The organism is Streptococcus fryi (assembly GCF_053206505.1).
In genome coordinates this window covers 46078-61342 of the sequence record NZ_JBRUGW010000001.1, presented here as the reverse complement: position 1 = coordinate 61342, position 15265 = coordinate 46078, and the positions used below count along the sequence as shown (strand labels likewise).

19 protein-coding genes are annotated in these 15265 nt (G+C 37.9%); 3 read left to right on the top strand and 16 right to left on the bottom strand.

The genetic code is table 11. The features are described 5' to 3' along the window. Positions 1 to 42: 42 nt before the first annotated feature. Positions 43 to 2448, bottom strand: a complete 2406-nt coding sequence (locus ACVRZH_RS00335) for a YhgE/Pip family protein (protein ID WP_447453346.1) — start codon at positions 2446 to 2448, stop codon at positions 43 to 45. A 183-nt stretch (positions 2449 to 2631) separates the two neighbouring features. Here ACVRZH_RS00335 and ACVRZH_RS00330 point away from each other — a divergent pair, with 183 nt between their 5' ends. Then, entirely contained in the window at positions 2632 to 3117 is a 486-nt protein-coding gene (locus ACVRZH_RS00330; RefSeq protein WP_447453430.1) for a TetR-like C-terminal domain-containing protein, read from the top strand. A gap of 228 nt (positions 3118 to 3345) precedes the next feature. Here ACVRZH_RS00330 and ACVRZH_RS00325 read toward each other — a convergent pair whose 3' ends face one another. From ACVRZH_RS00325 to ACVRZH_RS00295, 7 genes are all read right to left on the bottom strand, one after another. Continuing rightward, complete coding sequence (locus ACVRZH_RS00325; RefSeq protein ID WP_447453345.1) at positions 3346 to 3627, bottom strand: hypothetical protein; 282 nt, start codon at positions 3625 to 3627, stop codon at positions 3346 to 3348. Further along, a complete protein-coding gene (locus ACVRZH_RS00320) occupies positions 3624 to 3800 on the bottom strand; it encodes a hypothetical protein (RefSeq protein WP_447453344.1) in 177 nt (58 codons plus the stop codon). The genes ACVRZH_RS00325 and ACVRZH_RS00320 overlap by 4 nt, the downstream gene beginning before the upstream one ends. 298 nt (positions 3801 to 4098) lie before the next feature. After that, complete coding sequence (locus ACVRZH_RS00315; RefSeq protein ID WP_447453343.1) at positions 4099 to 4785, bottom strand: DUF3800 domain-containing protein; 687 nt, start codon at positions 4783 to 4785, stop codon at positions 4099 to 4101. Between the two features lie 32 nt (positions 4786 to 4817). After that, positions 4818 to 5249, bottom strand: a complete 432-nt coding sequence (locus ACVRZH_RS00310) for a DUF1492 domain-containing protein (RefSeq protein WP_447453342.1) — start codon at positions 5247 to 5249, stop codon at positions 4818 to 4820. Positions 5250 to 5450: 201 nt separating this feature from the next. Beyond that, on the bottom strand, positions 5451 to 5621 hold the full coding sequence (locus ACVRZH_RS00305) for a hypothetical protein (RefSeq protein ID WP_447453341.1): 171 nt from the start codon (positions 5619 to 5621) through the stop codon (positions 5451 to 5453). 1 nt (position 5622) lies between these two features. Beyond that, positions 5623 to 5817, bottom strand: a complete 195-nt coding sequence (locus ACVRZH_RS00300) for a hypothetical protein (protein ID WP_447453340.1) — start codon at positions 5815 to 5817, stop codon at positions 5623 to 5625. A gap of 292 nt (positions 5818 to 6109) precedes the next feature. Continuing rightward, positions 6110 to 6298, bottom strand: coding sequence for a helix-turn-helix domain-containing protein (locus tag ACVRZH_RS00295; RefSeq protein ID WP_018368041.1), 189 nt, complete (start codon positions 6296 to 6298; stop codon positions 6110 to 6112). A 164-nt stretch (positions 6299 to 6462) separates the two neighbouring features. Between ACVRZH_RS00295 and ACVRZH_RS00290 the strand changes: the two genes are divergently transcribed. Both ACVRZH_RS00290 and ACVRZH_RS00285 read left to right on the top strand, forming a co-directional pair. Next, positions 6463 to 7053: a helix-turn-helix transcriptional regulator gene (locus ACVRZH_RS00290; RefSeq protein ID WP_447453339.1), complete on the top strand. Its 591-nt coding sequence runs from the start codon at positions 6463 to 6465 to the stop codon at positions 7051 to 7053. 174 nt (positions 7054 to 7227) lie between these two features. Further along, positions 7228 to 8391 carry a tyrosine-type recombinase/integrase gene (locus tag ACVRZH_RS00285; protein WP_447453338.1) on the top strand — a complete coding sequence of 388 codons (1164 nt, stop codon included), beginning with the start codon at positions 7228 to 7230 and terminating at the stop codon, positions 8389 to 8391. Between the two features lie 156 nt (positions 8392 to 8547). Here the strand turns inward: ACVRZH_RS00285 and rpsD are convergent, their stop codons facing one another. The 8 genes from rpsD to ACVRZH_RS00245 form a co-directional block, all read right to left on the bottom strand. Beyond that, complete coding sequence (gene rpsD, locus ACVRZH_RS00280) at positions 8548 to 9159, bottom strand: 30S ribosomal protein S4 (RefSeq protein WP_447453337.1); 612 nt, start codon at positions 9157 to 9159, stop codon at positions 8548 to 8550. Positions 9160 to 9346: 187 nt separating this feature from the next. Then, complete coding sequence (locus ACVRZH_RS00275; protein WP_447453336.1) at positions 9347 to 9775, bottom strand: NUDIX hydrolase; 429 nt, start codon at positions 9773 to 9775, stop codon at positions 9347 to 9349. Further along, positions 9772 to 10320 carry a TlpA family protein disulfide reductase gene (locus ACVRZH_RS00270; protein WP_447453335.1) on the bottom strand — a complete coding sequence of 183 codons (549 nt, stop codon included), beginning with the start codon at positions 10318 to 10320 and terminating at the stop codon, positions 9772 to 9774. Before ACVRZH_RS00270 ends, ACVRZH_RS00275 begins: the two co-directional genes overlap by 4 nt. A 10-nt stretch (positions 10321 to 10330) precedes the next feature. Further along, on the bottom strand, positions 10331 to 11029 hold the full coding sequence (locus ACVRZH_RS00265; RefSeq protein ID WP_447453334.1) for a cytochrome c biogenesis CcdA family protein: 699 nt from the start codon (positions 11027 to 11029) through the stop codon (positions 10331 to 10333). 108 nt (positions 11030 to 11137) lie between these two features. Beyond that, complete coding sequence (locus ACVRZH_RS00260; RefSeq protein WP_447453333.1) at positions 11138 to 11401, bottom strand: Veg family protein; 264 nt, start codon at positions 11399 to 11401, stop codon at positions 11138 to 11140. A 14-nt stretch (positions 11402 to 11415) separates the two neighbouring features. Continuing rightward, positions 11416 to 12777 (bottom strand): replicative DNA helicase, encoded by a 1362-nt coding sequence (gene dnaB / locus ACVRZH_RS00255; RefSeq protein ID WP_447453332.1) that lies wholly within the window; start codon positions 12775 to 12777, stop codon positions 11416 to 11418. Positions 12778 to 12817: 40 nt separating this feature from the next. Beyond that, entirely contained in the window at positions 12818 to 13270 is a 453-nt protein-coding gene (gene rplI, locus ACVRZH_RS00250) for a 50S ribosomal protein L9 (protein WP_447453331.1), read from the bottom strand. A gap of 30 nt (positions 13271 to 13300) precedes the next feature. Continuing rightward, positions 13301 to 15256, bottom strand: coding sequence for a GGDEF domain-containing protein (locus tag ACVRZH_RS00245; RefSeq protein WP_447453330.1), 1956 nt, complete (start codon positions 15254 to 15256; stop codon positions 13301 to 13303). Positions 15257 to 15265 lie beyond the last annotated feature (9 nt).

Below are 15265 nucleotides of genomic sequence, written 5' to 3'. Positions count from 1 at the left end.
TCAACCGATAATCCGTTGAATGGACTGTCTTTTTAAAATGGTCTAACCTCTTTCTGACTGGCGTTTAAAAATCCCAGCACCCAAGGCAATAAATCCAACAAGGAAGAAGAGCAATACGCTCACTTCCTGGCCAATATGACCTGTCATTGAAATAGACTGACGAAGTCCTGATACAGTGTAACTCATTGGCAAGAAGGGATGAATGGCTTGGAAAAACGGACTCGTAAGAGGGAGAGGATAGGTTCCAGCACTCGAGCCTAATTGCAAGAGCAACAAGATAATGGAAGCAAAAGCACCGAGGCGTTCATGCCATGTGTAAAGTGCCGTTACCATTGCCATAAAGGTCGCACTCGCTAAAACAGTCATGACATAGGTCTTCCATTCATAATTGGCTGTCAACCCTATCCAATGCACTGCGGCATACAAGATACTAGCTGCAATAACTGAAATAACTCCATTGACAGCTAGTTTACGACTAATCCAATCCAACCGACTGTCTGGCTCTTTTCCTGATACTGTTTTGGTGAAAATCATGTTTGTTGATAGGGCTAAGACCATGAGAGCAACCGACATCATGTAAGGAGCCATACCAACACCATTTGTGTCAACCTTATCCAACTCTGTTTTACTTAGAGTTACAGGTTTGCTTAAGGCTTCGGCTTGTTTATCACCGACTGTTACTACTGATAATTTATCATTAGCTGTGCCCAATCCTGATGATAAGGCAGATACACCACTGTCTAAAGTTGACATACCAGTTGACAAGGTATGACCTCCATTGGCTAACTGTTTAGAGCCATCCGACAACTGCAAAGCACCTGTCAACAATTGATTTGTCCCAGTCAATAATGGTGCTGAATTTGCATTTAACGTATTTAAACCGTCATATAAAGCATTGGTTCCTTGACGAAGGGATTGGCTGTTCGCTGATAAGGTTTCTGCTCCAGTTGATAATTGGGCGACACCTGCTGTGTAACGGTTAACGCCGTCGCTGAGGGCATAGATACCATCGGATAATTGACCTTGTGCTGTTGACACGCCACCACTCAAGGACTGACTACCTGGTATCAATTGTGTCGTAAGAGCTTGATTGATTTCTGTTAGACCGCTTGTAAGAGTTGTCAATTGATTGGCTGCCGTTGGTAATAATTGATTAGAGGCAACTTGTAGTTGTCCTAAACCAGACTGATTAGAGCCAAGTTGAAGAGATTGTAATTTAGCCAATTCAGCCAAAATAGCTTGTACCTCTGCTTGACCATTCGTTGATCCAGAGAGTGCTGCTGTTAACTCCGCCTGTTCTTCTGGACGCAAGGCTTGATAGGCGCTAGTTGCCTGAAGACTAGCTATTTGACTATTGTTCGTCGCTTGTATCTCTTGTGTTAATTGTTCAGCATTGAGAGCGATTGTTGTCAAACTCTCTGACAATGCTCCTAAGTCTGCTGAAGCACTACCAATTGACTGGATAGAAGTATTCAATTGTTCTAATCCTTGAGTTAATTGATTGAGTAGGCTTAATTGATCTGGCGATAAGCTTGTTCTTTGTGCTAATTCCTGTAAACCTGCTGTCAACTGTTGACTACCATTGACCAAAACTTGCATCTTATCAGGTGCTTGTGACAACTCACTGACCCCAGCAAGTAATTGTTCAGAGCTGTGATTCAGCTGATTTGCTCCAGAAGTAAGGCGATCAACACCTTCTGTATAATCCTTTGTTCCTAAAGCTAGTTGAGCTGAACCTTCAAAAGCTTGAGAGACACCTGTGACATAGCGTGACAGACCCATGTCAAGTTTAGCAGTACCATCTGTAAATGTCAGACTGGCCTGTGCTAAACGCTCTAGCTGAGAAGAGAGTTGATTGGAACCGTCAGTCAATCGCTTCGAACCATCCTTGAGCGCATGACCTGCATCACTAGCCTTGTCCAACCCCTCAGATAATTGACTCAAATTCGTAAATAAGGCTTTAGTATAGCTTTCTGTCACTTGATGAGCAACACTTTCTTTCAAACTAGACATGGCTGAATCAGCCATCTTACCAGCTACAAAACTATGACCACTTGATGTTTGATAGGTTATTTCTAACGGTTTTGGTTCATCACTCAAGACACTAGTAGCAGCTTCAGATAAATCATTAGGAAGAGTCACGACAAGATAGTAACGTCCTTTTTCAAGACCTTCTTTAGCTTCTTTAGTCCCGACAAAATGATAATCCAGAGCCTTGGTTTCTTTCATATTGGTTACGATATCTTTACCAATCGTAAATGTCTTGCCTTGATAAGTAGCTGATTTATCTTGGTTAACAATCGCTACTGGTAAATTATCTACTTGACCATAAGGATCCCACATTGAACTTAAAAAGATAATATTGTACAAAGCTGGAATTAAGGCTAGACCAATCATGCTTATCCACAATATCGGCTTTTTAATAATGGCTTTCCATTCTTCTAACATTTTTAAACTCCTTTTTTAGACATTGTGTCCATAAATGTGATATGATTATATTATACTCGCTAGAATTCTAAAAACAAGTTTAAAGACCTGTTTTTAGACACGGTGTTTACATTTGTACAAAAGGAGTACACTCAATTGGAAGATAGTCGCAAAAAACGTTCACGAATCGCCTTGCAAGAAGCAATGGCTAGTTTATTGGCAGAATATAGTTTTGACGAAATCACGACGATTAAGTTAGCAGAAACAGCCCACATTAGCCGTTCAAGTTTTTATACCCATTATCGTGATAAGTATGACATGATTGAACAATATCAGAAACATATTTTTAGTCATTTGGAATATATTTTTGATAAGCATCCCTCTGATAAAGAAGCTACTATACGGGAAGTATTTGATTACCTGAACCGTGAAAACCTCTTTGCCGCTTTATTATCACCAAATGGCACTCGTGAAATCAAGACCTTTTTGAGACACAAACTACAACGCTTGCTTTCAGAAGATTTACAATATCGCTTTTCTAAACAAGAAAAAACAGATATTGAAAGTCTCTACAACAGTGTCTATCTCAGCCATGCCTTCTTCGGTGTCTGCCAAACATGGATTGCCCGTGGTAAAAAAGAAAGCCCTCAAGAAATGACAGAGCTGTTGATTAAGTTGTTAAGCAAATAAGATAAACAAAAAAGCCCGAATTAACGGGCTTTTCAAGAGTTCAACTTTAAAATTAAAGCATTTTGTTATCTTGCTATGCTTAGATATAGAAAAATAGGCGTAAGTCTCTTCAATATCTAACCTGATTTTTTTCAAAATGTTTTACACTTGAAAAAGTAAAGGAAACATAAAGGGTAACAAAAAAGGGATTTAAAATGATGAGTTCAGTAAGCAAGTAAATCGCACCCGTCAAGGGTGCTTTTTATTTAATTGTTTTGCCTTATCATAGTAAGGCTTGAGAAAGGTTATGAAACCTTGTTTATCGCTTGGGTCATGCTCCTCTAGGAACATCATCAATTCAACATCATTGAGAGCGTCAAACATTTCAGGACTTTCATTATCCCAAGCCTCAGCAAACTCCTCATCTTCTCCAAAGAGAGCGTTAAACTTAAAGGAAAAATCCCAAAAATTATCAATCTGACCACTGACTGCTTGATTAAGCATGTCTAATACTTGTTGACTGTATTTCATAATGCTAAACCTCTTTTTCTAAGTTCAGCTATTACTAATTCTTCCTCCTCAGGAGAAACCCAGGTAAACCGTAGTCTAGCCAGTTCTTCATTTGTCATCTTAGAGGGGACAATTTTTTCTGACTTCTTCAAATTCAAAGCGTCTATTTGAGCCATTGCCTCTGATAATTCCATAAATCCACCCATTCAATTTTAAAAAAGAGGCTTATAGCCTCAATGGAAATGGTGGGACGGACATTCCCACCTCTCAGATACCCTTTCGGGTGCGTGTGCGTCCGATATTTTTCTACTTCATTTCCTCGACATTATTTTCAAAAATTTACAAAAAAAGCACCGTTTAGGCGCTTTCCCATCTGAGTGTGACGTACTTAACATACGCTTAATTGCTTTAATCACAATTCAGATGTTTAAACAGTGTATAAATACCTGTAATCATATTTTATACCACGCGCACGCTTTTAGCAAGTAAAAACTACGGTAAATTCAAAAAAGTATGATTAGGTATCTCTCGTAGCTTACTTATCTGTTTTTCATAAGAGTTCCATATCCTATTAGCTAAAATATCAGCTGCCTGTATCAAGTAATCATTTTCAGATACACATGACTTGGTATGTACAATAAATTTCCCTTCTAGGATTGGTGGATAGAATGTACCATAGTTAAAATTCATAATCCCATACCTCAATTCTTCAAGTATGCCGTCACCTAGACCATATAATCCATTTGTTGCAAATCCTTGCTGATCAATATTAACAAAAAGCTCTATATCATCACTCTTATTTATAAGTCCCTGCTCTAACAGATTCTTAAATAAATTTTTTACCACTCTCTTTATTGCATAGTCCTTAAATCTCTGACGGGATTTTTTATCCTTCATAACATCTGCTTGAACTCTTGACAAATTAACTGATACAGAAAAACTAATCTCATCTTTGAGAACCTTAAAGAGGGCGCTTTTGTGCTTTCTCTCAATATTGGACGCTTTGAGTTCTCCCTCGAAAGCTTTCGTCTTTTTTATTTGTGTGTTTAGAGAGCGATAGCGTTTTTTAGCAGACAGTCTATCCTCCTCAGTAATAAAGCAAAAACCTGCATATACAAAATAATTATGATTGGAGTGAAATACTCCTGAATCATCTATAAATATTGAAATCTTTTTCAACTACTAGTCCTCTTCGCTTACATATAAGTCAATTATATCACATTAGCCCTTTTGGTCATAGCTCTAGCAATACTCTCTATACCATCTCTCTTTATTTTGTAAATAGTGGTTTTAGACCTATTCACTCTCTTCTCTATATCCCATATTTCTAAGCGGTTAACGTAAGCCATTCTCAAAACAGCCCTTTCTAGTGGATTGCTTGCTTTATCTATTAGTCTTGAACTCTCTAAACGCTCTGAAATAATTTCAGCCAGCCTTTCCTCTATATCTTGCTTTAGCTTAATAGCATAAACTACTTCGTTTTCAGCAGTGTTTACCCTACTAGTCTGTACCTTTGTTTGTGTAAGTGATGACTTCTTAAAAAGCCCCTGCTCAAGGTACTGTAATTCAAGCTGTAGCCCCCTCATTTCTTCATCTAACCACTTAATTCCCTCTAGCTTAATTCTAACTTCATCAACATTCATTCATAATGCCTCCTTTTTCATAGTTCCATAAGCCTCAATTTGTTGCTGTTTACGTGTGCCTAGACTGTCAATTTGTGTCTTAATTTGTTGTAGTGTCATGGTGATTACCTCTTTCTTTTTATTGCTTTGACTAAAACAAAAAGAGACATGACAAAGAGCGATAAAACTCTTATATCATGCCTCTAGTTTTCTAGTCAGCAGCTAAATTTTTTCTTTTTGCCTTGTTTCCATGAGAATAGGCTCACTGTCTTGTACAGTGATAATCAAACTACCAAACTCAGGTAACTTAGCTGACTTAATTATACCATTTTTAGAGAATAATACAAAACCTTTATCTAATAAATTTTTAAGTTGCTCAGCTTTTAGCGCCATGTTATTCTACCTCCTCTTCTTTAGGTACATAATAACTTGCAAAAGCTAAACAAATACGCTCTAGTGCCTCATCAAGTGACTTGTCCCCAACGTAATCTATTGTTAGAGTGCCGTTACCGTTGATAGTAGTTTCTGTCTTTCCTTTTTCTCCAGTTCCGATAAAATATCCAAGCTTACCAGGTTTTCCTGTGGTCATGTAAGCCTGTGCCAAAATAATAGTCTAGCTGTGTGTAATTTTCTTAGGGTGGTTTAGTTTTCCCTAATGCCGATACCAGAACCTAATACTTTTTCCCTCCAGTTTTAAGGGATAGCGCCCTCCGTCTGGTCACATATCACTATTTTTGTGATATAATTAAATAAATACCTAACTAAATCCCATACTTGCTTTTTGTGGTTTTAGTTGTTTGTGTGAAAAGCCTTGTGAGTTTGCCGACTGCTAAGGCTTTTTTGTTGCTCGGATCTCTTTAAGTGAAAGGTAGCAAGAAATCCTATAAATCTTCTACTAGCCAGCTCATTACTGCCTGATAGATACGCTTAGGGGCGTCATAGTCGCCTCGCTCAATCTTACTGAGCGTCGTTCTAGAAAGTTTAAGAGTTTCCGCAGTCTTGCTTTTTGTCAAATCCAGCTTACCACGTTTTGCCCTGACTTTTTCCGCTATGTCTTTTGTAATTAGCATTAAATGCCCTCCTTTAATTCTCAAACAAGACATTTTGTCTTGTTTTTAGATATATAATAACAGACATTTTGTCCTTTGTAAAGTACATAGTGCTGTTTTTTTGAAAAAATATAGACATTTTGTCCTTTTTTGTGTTAGAATGTCTTTTGAAAGGTAGTACATAAATGAATAGAATAAAAGAACTTAGAAAAAAGAAAAATCTGACTCAGTCTCATATTGCTGAATTGCTAGATGTCAGTGTAAAGACTGTCTCTCGGTGGGAAAACGAAGAATTTGAGATTAAAATCCCACAAGCCAAAATGTTATCTGATATTTTTGGGGTATCAATCCCATATCTAATGGGTTCTACAGTTGAAGTAACCAACCCTAGTGATTGGGGAAAAATATTATCTGTTTCCTCAAAAGAACCTAACTATGAAACTGTAAAGGCTGGAAAAGCAATTTTCCAAAATTTTACTCCTCCTAATAGTGATAAAATTCTAGAAAATGCTATATTTGAAAACTATAAAAATTTCTATAAAGATGGCAAAGAAAGGAACAAAGGCAATCTCTCAGAAGAGGATTTAGGAAATTTTTTTAACGACAACCATGTTATTAACTCTTCCTCAAAGAGGTTAAATAATTTTTATCAAGCCTTGCCGTTGTTAGATGTTGAAGAGGCCGCTATTCTTTCATTCTTCTCTCTTTTATCAAAAGAGAAAAAAGCTGCTATTTATGAAATATTAGCCGGTCTAATTTTCCCTGATGACAAATAACCCTCTAAAACGTCCTCTAAGCGATTTTACCGCTTGCCTATATAAAATACCGACTAACTTCAAACAAACGAAAATAGGGGCGTTCTCGTAACGCTCAGTACCATATAAACAATAATATTCATAAATACTTAACTAAATCCCATACTTGCTTACTGATGTTAGAAAGGTATGATCATGAATATTACAGAATATAAAAAGAAAAACGGGACTATTGTGTATCGTTCAAGCGTTTATTTAGGAGTTGATAAACTAACAGGAAAAAAGGCTAGAACTACAGTTACGGCCAACACTAAAAAGGGTGTTAAGGTCAAGGCTAGGCAAGTACAACTAGAGTTTGAGAAAAACGGTCATTGTGTTAAAGAAAAACCAACCATTACCACTTATAGGGAACTTGTAGGCCTTTGGTGGGATAGTTATAAGAACACCATTAAACCTAACTCTCAGCAATCTATGGAGGGTATCGTTAGACTTCATATTTTGCCTGTATTTGGCGATTACAAGCTAGATAAGCTAACTACCCCTATTATCCAGCAACAGGTCAATCAATGGGCTGACAGAGCCAATAGAGGCGAAAAAGGCGCTTACGCTAACTACAGCTTTCTAAACAATATCAACCGCCGTATTCTTCAGTATGGCGTGACTATGCAAGTAATCCAGCATAACCCTGCGCGTGATGTTATTATTCCACGCAAGCAGCAAAACAAAGAGCATAAGGTCAAATTCTTCAGCAATCAAGAACTAAAACAGTTTTTAGATTACCTTGACGGCTTAGACTTATCCAACTATGAAAACTTCTTTGACTACGTGCTATATAAGACTTTGCTAGCCGCTGGTTGCCGTATCGGTGAGGCTCTGGCACTAGAATGGTCTGATATTGACCTAGAAAACGGTACAATTAGCGTAACAAAAACGCTCAATCGATACCAGGAAACAAACACGCCTAAATCAAAAGCAGGCCTAAGAGATATTGAGATTGACAAGGCTACTGTTTTGCTACTCAAACAATACAAAAACCGTCAACAAGCCCAATCATGGCAACTAGGACGGTCTGAGGATATTGTCTTTACTCCTTTTACGACAAAATACGCATACGCCTGCTTGCTCAGAAAGAGACTACAAAAGCATTTTAAGGCTGCTAACGTTCCTGATATTAGTTTCCATGGTTTCCGCCATACTCACGCTACTATCATGCTATATGCTGGTATAGAGGCTAAAGACTTGCAATATAGGCTAGGTCACTCTAATATCTCCATGACTTTAAATACTTACGTTCACGCCACCAAAGAGGGAGCAAAAAAAGCCGTCTCAATCTTTGAGGCAGCTATCAGTAATTTATAACTAATAAGGGTGTCCCATTTGGGGGCTACCCTCTTACTATACCAAAAATAAGTTAGGGATAGCTAAAAGGGTAGTAAAATCAAAAAAAGCACTCTAGGATAGAGGCCTAAAGTGCTTAATTTCAAGGCTTTACAGCCTATCATATTCAATAAAATATTACAACATTTTGTTGTAGAATTCAACGACAAGAGCTTCGTTGATTTCTGGGTTAATCTCATCACGTTCTGGAAGACGAGTAAGTGAACCTTCAAGTTTTTCAGCATCAAATGATACATATGCTGGACGTCCAAGAGTTGCTTCAACAGCTTCAAGGATTGCTGGTACTTTAAGTGATTTTTCACGAACTGAAATCACTTGACCAACTTCAACGCGGTATGAAGGAATATCAACACGCTTGCCGTCAACAAGAATATGACCGTGGTTTACAAATTGACGTGCTTGACGACGAGTTGTTGCTAAACCAAGACGGTAAACAACGTTGTCAAGACGACGCTCAAGAAGAAGCATGAAGTTGAAACCAAGGATTCCACCTTTGATTTTTGTTGCTTGAACGAACAAGTTACGGAATTGTTTTTCGTTCATGCCGTAAGTGAAACGAAGTTTTTGTTTTTCAGCTAATTGCAAACCATATTCTGACAATTTGCTGCGGTTGTTTGGTCCGTGTTGTCCTGGTACGTAGTTACGACGAGCAAGCTCTTTACCTGTACCTGTAAGAGACAAACCAAGACGACGTGATTGTTTCCATGATGGTCCTGTATAACGTGACATTAAAATGTCCTCCTAAAAAATAATATTGAGGAAATAGTCACTTGAAAAATCCTGATTCGTGCAGTTGATTTTCGCCCAAACAGCAAAGGTTACTGTGAACATCTGTTCTGTCAATCAACTGTTGACGAGCTTCATATTTTTCTGCTGCTATTTCACACAAAGAATAGTTTACCATACTAAAGCTGATTTAGCAAGGTTTTTGACGTCTTTTACTCATTATTTCACTTAAATAGGGCACAATTTGCTCCCCTGATAATTCAGACAAGTCCTTAATCCATCGGAAAGCACTATGTTCCTCTGGGTCAAGCTTAATGCCTATGGTCTCATCTATGATAGAGGCCCGATAGACCAAGCGTGTAAAAACTGTTTTTTTCTCTTGGTCGTACTGGCTATCCTCATGTATCACATCCACCAAACGACTCTTTAATCCTGTTTCTTCCAAACATTCCCTAACAGCAGCATCTCTTGGAAGTTCCCCTTGTTCAACACTGCCTCCTGGAATATCCCAATACTCTGGATAAACATTGGGTTGACCTCGTTTCACAGCTGAGCGCTTAATAACCAGATATAAGCCGTCTTTCTGAACAAGACTATGCGCAATCAAACGAACATTCATTCTAAATCCTCCAAAAAGGTTTTCAAATCAGCCTTACTGATACGACCGAGATAAACCTTATCCACTGTCCCGTCACTATTGAATAAATAATGCGTAGGAAATGCCGAAATATTTAGAGAAGACATCGCCTTATCTTTAGTGTCAAAGAGAATAGGGTAAGTCACACCAGCTTTTTTAGCAGCTTTTAAAATCTCTTTTTTGCTCCCATCAGCAGGATTTCTATTGCCAAATACCTTATCATTTGGCGAAGTCAAGGAGAGAAAAGCATAATCTTCCTTGTCCTTGTAGGCTTGATAGACGTCTTCTAATTCTGGCATTTCCTGCTGACAAGGACCACACCAACTTGCCCAGATGTTCAAATATACCTTTTTGCCTTTAAAATCTGATAGTTTCAGTTGCTGACCATTTTCATCTATGACAACTGTCTCTAAATCAATATTAGTAACCTGTTCATCAGAAGATGATGACAGTCCAGATTGACGACCGCAAGCTGAAGAAGCTAGCAAAGTTAACAACAAGACAAGCAATAAACCTAGTTTTTTCATATTGACCTCCTCAGTAAATCAACCTTATTATGTTCTGGAAAAAGCCAGTTAAGATACTTAACCCAATAAATATTAACAGATAGCCTGAAATTACCTTAGACCTAGTTAGCCATTTTCCATTGGGTTTCAGTACTCCCATCATTTTGGATGAAAAAAGAGTTAATAGAACAAAAGGCAAAATAAACCCTAGACAATAAACCAAAATCAAGCCAATACTCCACAATCCTTGGTGACTACTCGCATAGAAGAAAACACTGGCTAAGATTGGACCAATACAAGGCGTCCAAGCAAAACTAAAAGTAAAGCCCATCAGTAAAGCTAATAAAGGTGTGACAGTCTTGCCGGGTTTATAAATTTTTGTTTTAGCCGACCATTCCTTATTCAAAACAGTTAGCTTGAGCCAGCCGATTTGGCTCATTCCCATAAAAATAATCAATAGTCCACTTATCAAGGTCAGTAACTGCCGATGTGCCGTCAAAAAATGACTAAGTAAACTAGAGGCGAAAGCCAGCAAGAAAAAAGTCAAAGCAATGCCAACTACAAAGCTCAACGTATTAACCAACAAACGTCTGGTATTCACTTGGCCTTCCTGAGCCTGTCCACCAAGTATGCCTAGATAAATCGGTAGAATAGGAAACACACAGGGTGATAAAAAAGATAGTACACCCTCAAAAAACAGGGGAAGCCATTTAAACCATTCCATTACCATTGCAGTCTCCTAATCATCTGTAACGTGCTAATAAGAATATAGCCAACAAATCTCTAATGAAACCTTAACCAAGTAGCAAAAAGAGGATATGATACCCTCCGTTTACTATTAATCAAAATACCTAATGAGTGTTTTTTCAGTCAAAATGTCAGAATAAGTATAAGATTCGACATAAGTATTCTCAACACCATCTTTTACATCTGTGTACTCTACAATAAACAAAGATGGATAAACCTCAATTAAACGTCCAATTTTATTTTTCTCTCGTTTACGGCCATTTTCAAGGGTCAATTCAACTTCTTGACCTTCATGATTTTTAATATCTTCTTTAATTTTCTTCATTTTTGCAACATCTGCAAATGCATCACTCATACTCTTCTTATCCCCTATCTTTCTTCATAATTAGCAATACTTGAGAATTTATTATATTCTTTTTGGAAAATGAGTTTAACGGTTCCACGCGCACCAGCACGGTTTTTCTCTAAAATCACCTCAACCACATTATCTTCAACAGCATCCTCTGCCTCCTCACCATCTTTACGATAGTAATCTTCACGATATAAAAAGGCAACAATATCGGCATCTTGTTCGATAGAGCCTGACTCTCGAATATCAGAGAGTATCGGGCGCTTATCTTGTCTTTGTTCAACACCACGTGATAACTGGCTAAGTGCAATAACTGGAACTTTCAATTCTTTAGCTAAAATTTTCAGCTGGCGTGAAATATCAGAGACTTCCTGTTGACGATTCTCAGGACGAGTACCTGTAATCAGCTGCAAATAGTCAATTACAATAAGGCCTAATCCACCATCTATCTCCTTGGAGAGTTTCCGAGATCTCGCCCTGATTTCAGTGATTTTTATCCCTGGTGTATCATCAATGTAAATCGGAGCCTCAGCAAGGTTTCCCATAGCCATTGTCAAACTTTGCCAGTCCTGTTCAGTCAATTGACCAGTTCTTAAGCGATGAGCATCAATCAGACCTTCTGCTGCAGCCATACGGTCGACAAGACTTTCAGCACCCATTTCTAGAGAGAAGATAGCTACGCCACGCCCATATTTTGTACCAACATTTTGAGCAATATTCAAAACGAAAGCAGTCTTACCAACAGCCGGACGCGCAGCTAAAATAATGAGTTGATCAGGGTGTAAACCTGTTGTAATCTTATCTAAATCTTTAAAACCAGTCGGTAAACCTGTGACATCCGTTGTCTGTTTAGAGCGAATTTCAATGTTCTCATAATTGATTTTAAGGACATCAGAGATTTTACGGAAACCACTTGTATGGCTACGCTCATTGATATCAACTAAAATTTTCTCAGCATCCGCCACAATATCATCAGCCGCCTTAGCTCCTTCATAAGCTGCATTGACAGTCTCTGTCAATCGACTGATGATATGGCGCAAAGTCGCCTTTTCAGCTACGATTTTAGCATAATACTCAGCATTCGCACTAGTTGGTACGCTATTGACCAATTCAGCAAGGTAAGATATACCTCCAATATTTTGTAAATCACCTTGACTATCTAAAATGTAACGAACTGTTGTGGCATCAATAGCATCATGACGCTCACTAAGCGTTACCATTGCTTTAAAAATGACCTTATGGGCATATTTATAAAAATCATCTGGTGTAAGGTATTCTTGTACCAAAATCAATTTATCAGGATTGATGAAAATCGCTCCCAAAACAGATTGTTCAGCTACAATATCTTGAGGTTGCATCCGCAATTCTTGTATCTCTGTCAACCCAGTCACCTCCAATGTTTACACTTGTGTCAATTAACGACTAGCCTTCTTGTATCTTCAAATTGATAACACCGTCAACATCTTTATGTAATTTAACAGGAACATCAATTAAGCCAATAGCTCTGATAGGATGATCCAATAGGATATGACGCTTATCAATTTTAAGACCAAATTGTTTTTGGAGTTCTTCAGCAATTTTCTTAGCTGTGATTGATCCAAAAGTACGGCCATCTGGACCAACCTTTTCAACAAATTGGACCAAAACAGACTCCTTTTCAAGTTCTGCCTTGAGCTCTTTTGCCTCAGCCAGCAATTCTGCTTTAGCTTTTTCTTCTGATTTTTGCTTACCTTTCAGCTCACCGATAGCTTGAGAAGTTGCTTCTTTGGCTAAGTTTTTCTTAATCAAAAAATTTTGGGCATAGCCTGTCGGTACTTCTTTGATTTCTCCTTTTTTCCCTTTACCTTTAACATCTGTTAAAAATACAACTTTCATATCTACGTCTCCTTTATATTATAATTTAAATCAATTATTTTCTTTCAGAGCTTCTTCCAGTTCTGAAACAATAAGTGTGTAGGCATCTTCCAATGACGAATTAGATAACTGACAAGCCGCCAAGTGGAAATGGCCTCCTCCACCCATCTTTTCCATAACACGCTGAACATTGATACTACCACGACTACGTGCTGAAACTGCTACATCAAACGTGATATTTCGAGTAATCACAAATGAGGCTTCAATACCTGCCATCGTCAACAAGGTATTAGCAGCTTTACTAGCAATAACATTAGTGTATGTCTCATCATCGTCACCAATAGCAATAATGATATTATCAAACACTCGCTGGCCTTTAAGAACTAGGGCGTTAACTTGACGATACTCTTCAAAGTCCGTTGCCAAAATAGTATTAATTTCATTGCTGTCACTTCCAAGAGAGCGTAAATAACTTGCCACATCAAACGTTCTATTCGTCACACGAGTACTAAATTTATTAGTATCAAGTATAATCCCGGACATAATGATACTAGCTTGAAGGCGACTGAGTTTAGGTTTTGCAGCTTGGAATTGGATTAACTCTGTGACTAACTCACACGCACTACTCGCCCCACTTTCTATAAAGCTAAGCATGGCGTTAGGTGGAAAATCATCATCTCGTCTATGATGATCAACAATAACAACTTCTCTAAAAAGCCTGTATAGCTCATCTGATAAAGTAAGTGCTAATTTAGAATGATCTACCATAATCAATAATGAACGGGGAGTGACCATTGTCAATGCCTTATCCACAGAAAGCAAAGTGGTATGGCCATCTTCTTCAAGTCTTGTAATGGCTTTCTCAATATCTGGACTCATTTGATTTGGTTCATAAACGGCATATGACTTATCAATCAACTGTGCTGCAAAATGTTGCATACCGACAGTCGCTCCTAAGGCATCCAAATCCAACTGACGATGACCGACTACAAAGACAGCATCTGCCATTTTAATTTTATCAGAAATAGCCGTCATCATAGCACGCGTCCGAGTTCTAGAACGTTTAACCGTAGAAGCACTACCACCACCGAAATACATGAAATCTTTATGCTCATCATTTTCCTTGACAACAACCTGGTCACCACCACGTACAAGGGCTAAATTTAAATTCTTCTGAGCTATCTGACCAATTTCATAATGGTTATGATCACCAAAAGCAATACCCATACTCAAAGTCAGTGGGAGTTCTTTATCTTTAGCCTCTGTTCTGAACTGCTCTAAAATCTCAAATTTGTTCGAAATAAGCTCACTGAGAATGGCGTAATCTGTAAAGAAATAAAATCTGTCCATATCTACGCGCCTATAAAAAATCTGATAGCGTTCAGCAAACTCAGCGATAAAATTAGCAACAAAGATATTGATTTGAGATGTTTCTGCATCTGTTAAATTAGCAGTGACATCATCATAGTTATCCAAGGAAATCGTTCCGATAACTGGGCTAAAATCACTCAACTCACCACTAATTTTAGGAAGGGACATTTGCTCATAGACATAACAAACAGAACGTTCAACATCAAGATGAACGATGAACTTTTTATCGCCTAACTCAAAACTAGGATTTGAGAGAGCTTCTTTTTTAGAAGTGACAAGATCTAAAACCACGGATTCATCGAACTCTCCATTATCTTTAGTGAAAATCAATTCAGCATAAGGATTGTACCAAACAATAGCATCTAGTTCAGGCGTTAGGCTGATGATACCTATAGGCATTTGATCCAATAGGGCATCCATAGGACTCATTTGATTATGATTTAGCTCTTGTTCGGATAACAACTCATAATGCCTTTTTTGTAAATAGAGTAAACAAACAAAAGCAAGGACAGCGATAATTAACATCACAATAACAACAAAATTAAGTTTTAAATACAGGCTCAAGAGAACCAAAATAATAAAACTTATTATACCAATCATTATGATATGATTGGTTGCCAATCGACATTTATTCATTATAAAAAA